Below are 6,240 nucleotides of genomic sequence, written 5' to 3'. Positions count from 1 at the left end.
CAGCCAGCAGCTCGAGGCAGCCGCCGGTACGCTGTCGGGAACCGCGGAAGAGACCCAGGAACTCTCCGGAATGGTCGCGGCGGCCTCGGAGGAGGCGTCCACCAATGTCGGAGCGGTCGCGTCCGCCGCCGAGGAAATGAGCACCTCGGTCGTCGAGATCGGACGCCAGGTCCACGATTCCAGCCGCATCGCCAGCGAAGCGGTCAGGCAGGCCGAGCGCACCGATGTCCGGATCAATGAACTGCTCAAGGCGGCGGGCCGAATTGGCGACGTCGTCAAATTGATCACCGCGATTGCCGAACAGACCAACCTCCTGGCGCTGAACGCAACGATCGAGGCGGCGCGCGCCGGCGAATCCGGCCGCGGCTTTGCGGTCGTGGCGAGCGAGGTGAAGGCGCTCGCGGCGCAAACCGCGCGAGCGACCGAGGAAATCAGCGCGCAGATCGCCGGCATGCAATCGGCAACCGAGGACTCCGTCGGAGCGATCAAGGAAATCGGCGCGACCATCGCCCGCATTTCAGACATTTCGTCCACCATTGCAGCGACGATCGAAGAACAGGGTGCAGCGACGGCCGAGATTGCGCGCAACGTCAGCGAAGCCGCCAAGGGAACCGTCGAAGTCGCAGACAAGATCGCCCAGGTCAGTCATGGCGCGAGCGCGACCGGCGCGGCGTCGGGGCAGGTGTTGGCATCGGCGCGCTCGCTGTCGAGTGAAAGCAGCCTCTTGAAGACGGAAGTCGAGAAGTTCCTCAACACCGTGCGCGCGGTATGAAACTGCATAGCGGCGACGAGCACATCTTCAATGCTCGTCGCGTATGGATAGCGCCTCCGGGATTCCCCGGAATTGTCCGGCACCCCTGACAACTGTAGGTTGGAAAAGATCCAACGAGCAATCGCTCGTGGAACTCCCTACAGCGGGTCCTCCGACATGAACATCGACGCAATTTCAGCCGATTCGCTCGAACGAATGGCCGACCTCGTTCGGCAGCAGCACAGTTCCCTCGACACCATGCTGCTGTCCCCAGTGGGCGAATTCCAGAGCAGAGCCGTCACGCTCGCGACGTTGATGCGTGAAGTGACGGACTGCCTCGCCGAGGATTTCCTGCATCGCCCGGCGCAGGACTTTCCGATGCTCTATTTTGCATGCGGCAAGGCCAGGGTCGGCTCGACCGCCCTCAGCAATCTGTTCGGCATGACCGGCATGCCTTCATATTATCAACCGCTGAAGGCGATCCTGCGCGACGCGCTCGTCGGCCGTCCGCTGACGCCCTGGGTCATCCCCTCGGCGAGCGACGAGCCGCACATCTTCAGCAAGGAAACGATCGGGCCCTACGTGCTCGCCGAGAGCTTGTTCAATCCGCTGCAGCTCCTGGTCGAAGCAGGCTATCCGCGGCACCGTCTGCATCTCATCATGCTCGATCGCGAGCCGGCGAGTTCGCTGGCGTCATGGCTCGAGAAGCTGATTTCGCGCGCGCCCGAAGATACATTGCTGCGGCACTATGTCGTCGCCGCACTCAGCGCGGCCCGCGTCGCAGGTTACGCCCAGCAACAAGGCGTTCCCGTCACGCACTACGTCTACGAGGTGAGCAAGGAGGCCCTGTCGTCGGTGCGCGTCTTGTTCGACCGCCTCGGCCTTTCGAGCAGCTTTACCGAGAATGCCGTGACGTCATGGCGGGAACCGGGAAGCGTGCAGGCAAACAACGCGCGCGTCATCTTCCCGAGCGAAGCGACGATCTACAAGGTGCCCAATCTGCACACCTCCGATAGCGCCTATCGCTACCAGCGCCGCGCGACGGGCTCGGTGAGCGAAGCTCAGCTGGAGATCCTGGAGCGCTGCGGGGTCAATGACGCCTATCGAGCTTCGGTCGCGGCGTGCGTCCGCGATCTCGGCCTGAATGCGGCAATTTCGGCGCATCTGTTCGGCGACTGGTTCGCTGAGGCCGCGTGATCCGCATGCTGGACAATCCCACGAGCGCCGAACCCCTCCTTGAAAGAACCGGCGGCGAGCAGCTTCACGCCGCCGGCCATCTTCGGCGCCTGGAGGCGGAAAGCATTCACATCCTGCGGGAGACGGCGGCCGAATTCCGCAGGCCGGTGATGCTGTATTCCATTGGCAAAGACTCCTCGGTGCTGCTGCACCTGGCGATGAAGGCCTTTCATCCCGGCAAGCTGCCATTTCCGCTGCTGCACGTCGACACGACATGGAAGTTCCGCGAGATGATCGCGTTTCGCGACCGTCGCGCGCGCGAACTCGGCATCGACCTGATCGTCCATACCAACAATGACGGCTTGAGCCAGGGCATTGACCCCTTCACCCACGGCTCGGCCCGTTACACCGACGTCATGAAGACCCAGGCGTTGCGGCAGGCGCTGGACCTCCACGGCTTCGACGCCGCGATCGGAGGCGCGCGGCGCGACGAGGAGAGATCGCGCGCCAAGGAGCGCGTGTTCTCGCACCGGAGCACGGCGCATCGCTGGGATCCGAAGAACCAGCGGCCCGAACTGTGGAGCCTGTACAACACGATGCTCGCGCCCGGCGAGAGCATGCGGGTGTTTCCGCTGTCGAACTGGACCGAGCTCGACGTCTGGGACTACATCCTGCTCGAGGACATCCCGATCGTTCCGCTCTATCTGGCGGCTTCGCGCCCGGTGGTCGAGCGCGACGGCGCGCTGATCATGGTGGACGATGAACGGATGCCGCTGCATGCAGGCGAAGAGCCGCGATGGCGCTCCGTCAGGTTTCGCACCCTGGGCTGCTATCCGCTCAGCGGGGCCACGGTCTCGACCGCGGCAACGCTCCCCGAGATCGTGCGCGAGATGATGGCCTCGCGCACCTCCGAGCGGCAGGGACGCATGATCGACCGGGACAGTCCCGCATCGATGGAGCGCAAGAAAGCGGAAGGCTACTTCTGATGTCCTATCACGAGGCACCCACGATCGCTGCCTCCGATGCGCCGCGGCTCGAACAGGACGATCGTCCGACGCTGCGTTTCGTCACTTGCGGCAGCGTCGACGACGGCAAGAGCACGCTGGTTGGCCGGCTGCTCTACGATTCCAAGACGCTGCTCGACGACCAGCTCGACGCGCTGGCGTCCGAGAGCCGGACGGTCGGCACCACCGGCGGCGATTTCGATTTCGCGCTGCTGGTCGACGGCTTGCAGGCCGAGCGCGAGCAGGGCATCACGATCGACGTCGCCTACCGCTTCTTCGCCACCAAGCTGCGCCGCTTCATCGTCGCCGACACGCCGGGGCACGCGCAGTATACCCGCAACATGGCGACCGGCGCCTCCAACGCCGATCTCGCCGTGGTGCTGGTCGATGCCCGCAAGGGCGTAATCACGCAGACGCGGCGCCACAGCCACATCCTGTCGCTGCTTGGTATCCGTCACGTCGTGCTCGCCGTGAACAAGATGGATCTGATCGGATTCGACGGGGATCGCTTTGCGGCCATCACTGCCGAATATCTGACCATGGCCGGACAGCTCGGAATCTCGCAGGTCCAGTGCATCCCTGTCGTCGCGCCCGACGGCGACAACATCGTCGCCGCCAGCGCGCGGATGCCCTGGTACGCCGGGCCGACCGTCACCGCCTATCTGGAATCGGTCGACGTTTCCGGCGATGTCTCGCAGCGGCCGTTCCGGTTGCCGGTGCAATGGGTCAACCGGCCGCATGCGGAGTTTCGCGGCTTCTGCGGGCGTATCGCCAGCGGAACGATCGCGATCGGCGAGACCATCGCCGTGCAGCCCTCGGGCCGCCAGACGCGCATCGCGCGCATTCTCACCCCCGGCGGCGAGCGCGACCGCGCTGCGGCGGGCGAATCGGTGACGCTCACGTTGACCGACGAGATCGACGTCAGTCGCGGCGACGTGCTGACGGCGGGGCCCGCGCCACAGGTCTCGGATCAGCTGGCCGCCCATCTCGTCTGGTTCGACGACGAGGCCATGGTCGCGGGCCGTCGCTATTTGCTCAAATGCGGCGCGGCCTCGACCGGCGCGGTGATCACGACGCTCAAGCACCGCATCGCCATCGACACCATGGCGCATGAAAGCGCTGCCACACTCGACGCCAACCAGATCGGCTACGCCCATCTCAGCCTCGACCGTCCATTGGTGTTCGAGGCCTATCGCGACGACCGCGACATGGGCAGCTTCATTCTCGTCGATCCCATCAGCCATCGCACCGCCGCCGCGGGAATGATCGATCTCTCGCTCCGCCGCGCCACCAACATTCATTGGCAGCGGCTTGCCGTCGACAAACCCGTGCGGGCGCAGCTGAAGCAGCAGCGGCCCTGCGTGCTCTGGTTCACGGGGCTGAGCGGTGCCGGCAAATCGACCATCGCCGATCTCGTCGATCGCAGGCTTGCCGAACTCGGACGCCACGCCGCGCTGCTCGACGGCGACAATCTCCGCCACGGCATCAACCGCGACCTCGGCTTCTCCAACGCGGACAGGGCGGAGAACGTCCGGCGCACTGCCGAGATCGCGGCGCTGTTCGTCGATGCCGGCATGATCGCGCTGGTCGCGCTGATCTCACCGTTCCGCAACGAGCGCGAGCTGGCGCGCCAGCGGGTCGAGGCAGGCGAGTTCATCGAGATCCATGTCGCGACCCCGCTGGCCGAATGCGAGCATCGCGATCCCAAGGGGCTCTATCGCAAAGCACGGGCGGGAGAGCTGCCATCGTTCACCGGCATCGATCAGCCCTACGAGATGCCGCGGGCGCCGGAGATCACCATCGACACGTCAGAAATGTCGACCGACGCGGCCTGCGAGCGCATCATCGGTTATCTCAGGGACAATCACTATCTGTAGTGGCGGGAGTGGACGCCTTCCAGGACCGGCGATCGCTCAGAAGTCGGAGGCGATGCCCTTGCGCTCCCAGTCGCCGTAGCGGGTCGGCTCGGGTCCCTTCGGCCCCTGCAACTCCTTCGGCGCCGCCTTGCCGGCCTCTTGGGCCTGCGCGGCTGCGGACTGTCGGCGCGCCTCGGCTTCGGCCAGCGCGCGCTGGGCTGCCGGCGTAAGCTGCTTGCGGGCGGGAACGGGAGGCTGATCACTCATCGCCAGGCTTTCTAGCGCAGGACGAGCCGCAACGCGATGTCCAATAACGCATTCCTGAAATCGGCCCGGAAGGGCTGAAAAAGCCCGAAGCGATTCTTACATTTGGCATATTCGCGTGCCAGAGATTGGGTTCTCAAGGCATGCGCCCATTGCGGCGGAACTGCCGCTTGCTCAGAACCTTGCTTCCGCATGCCATCTCAACGTTTCGCCCCTCCGTCCGAAGTGCCCGGTCTCGCGGCGCGACGGATTGCCGCCGACATCGTCGACGGCGTGCTGCACAAGCACCGTACGCTCGATGACCAACTCGACGGCAGCGGCGCCCATCCAGGACTGAAGACGCTTGCCGACCGCGACCGCGCGCTGATGCGGCGACTGGTCGCCACGGTGCTGCGCCGGCTCGGCACGCTCGGCCATGTGCTGTCCCGCCTGCTCGACAAGGGCATCCCCTCCGATGCGCCGCGCGCGCAGAGCGCCCTCCTGATCGGCGCGGCGCAAATCCTCTGGATGGACGTGCCGGATCACGCGGCCGTCGACCTCTCCGTTCGCCTGGTGCAATCCGACCGGCGCGCCGCGCGCTATGCCGGCCTCGTCAATGCCGTGCTGCGCCGCTGCGCGCGCGAGGGCGCGGCGCTGGTCGAGGAGGTCGCCGCGCAATCGCTGGATCTGCCCCCATGGCTGCTCGCGCGCTGGAGCGCGCATTATGGCGAAGCAACCGCAAGGGAGATGGCACTGGCACTCGGCCACGAGCCTTCGCTCGATCTCACGGTGAAGTCCGATGCCGCGCAATGGGCGAACCGCCTGCACGGCGAGACGCTTCCGACCGGAACGGTGCGGATGCTGCTGCACGGCTCGGTGACCATGCTGCCCGGCTTCGCCGAGGGACAATGGTGGGTGCAGGACGCCGCCGCCGCGCTGCCGGCCCGGCTGTTCGGCGACGTCAAGGGCAAGTCCATTGCCGATCTCTGCGCCGCCCCCGGCGGCAAGACCGCACAACTGGCGCATGCCGGCGCGCAGGTCACGGCGATCGACCGCTCGCCGGCCCGGGTGATGCGGCTGCGTGAAAACCTGGCGCGGCTGTCGCTCCAGGCCGAGACCGTCGTCGCTGACGCCGTGGAATGGGCCGGCCCAGCCGAAGGCTTCGACGGTATTTTGATCGATGCGCCCTGCACCTCGACCGGCACGATCC

Annotated in this window: 6 protein-coding genes; 5 read left to right on the top strand and 1 reads right to left on the bottom strand. The window is 66.0% G+C overall.

All coding sequences use genetic code 11. From position 1 onward, the window contains the following. From IC66_RS0119290 to cysC, 4 genes are all read left to right on the top strand, one after another. A partial coding sequence (locus IC66_RS0119290) for a methyl-accepting chemotaxis protein (protein WP_038948691.1) occupies positions 1-772 on the top strand: 772 nt, incomplete at its 5' end. A gap of 156 nt (positions 773-928) precedes the next feature. Continuing rightward, entirely contained in the window at positions 929-1,948 is a 1,020-nt protein-coding gene (locus IC66_RS0119285) for a sulfotransferase family protein (protein WP_038948690.1), read from the top strand. A 5-nt stretch (positions 1,949-1,953) separates the two neighbouring features. Continuing rightward, on the top strand, positions 1,954-2,913 hold the full coding sequence (gene cysD, locus IC66_RS0119280) for a sulfate adenylyltransferase subunit CysD (protein ID WP_038948689.1): 960 nt from the start codon (positions 1,954-1,956) through the stop codon (positions 2,911-2,913). Continuing rightward, positions 2,913-4,808: an adenylyl-sulfate kinase gene (gene cysC, locus IC66_RS0119275; protein WP_038948688.1), complete on the top strand. Its 1,896-nt coding sequence runs from the start codon at positions 2,913-2,915 to the stop codon at positions 4,806-4,808. Before cysD ends, cysC begins: the two co-directional genes overlap by 1 nt. A 36-nt stretch (positions 4,809-4,844) precedes the next feature. On the opposite strand, the gene IC66_RS0119270 is transcribed toward cysC, so the two are convergent. Further along, the gene (locus IC66_RS0119270; protein ID WP_028139334.1) at positions 4,845-5,054 is read right to left on the bottom strand and encodes a DUF1674 domain-containing protein; all 210 of its coding nucleotides are present in this window, start codon (positions 5,052-5,054) and stop codon (positions 4,845-4,847) included. A gap of 189 nt (positions 5,055-5,243) precedes the next feature. Here IC66_RS0119270 and IC66_RS0119265 point away from each other — a divergent pair. After that, positions 5,244-6,240: RsmB/NOP family class I SAM-dependent RNA methyltransferase (locus IC66_RS0119265; RefSeq protein WP_049806570.1), on the top strand; the 997-nt coding region annotated here is incomplete at its 3' end.

It is taken from the genome of Bradyrhizobium genomosp. III, from assembly GCF_000261705.1.
Lineage (GTDB): Bacteria > Pseudomonadota > Alphaproteobacteria > Rhizobiales > Xanthobacteraceae > Bradyrhizobium > Bradyrhizobium ottawaense.
The sequence above is the reverse complement of the archived record's forward strand: the minus strand, read 5'-3'. Positions and strand labels throughout refer to the sequence as shown.

Bases quoted from the DNA above. Each gene is read 5' to 3' on its own strand.
- cysD (WP_038948689.1), top strand. From the start codon at position 1,954: ATGCTGGACAATCCCACGAGCGCCGAACCCCTCCTTGAAAGAACCGGC.
- cysC (WP_038948688.1), top strand. From the start codon at position 2,913: ATGTCCTATCACGAGGCACCCACGATCGCTGCCTCCGATGCGCCGCGG.
- IC66_RS0119270 (WP_028139334.1), bottom strand. From the start codon at position 5,054: ATGAGTGATCAGCCTCCCGTTCCCGCCCGCAAGCAGCTTACGCCGGCA.
- IC66_RS0119285 (WP_038948690.1), top strand. From the start codon at position 929: ATGAACATCGACGCAATTTCAGCCGATTCGCTCGAACGAATGGCCGAC.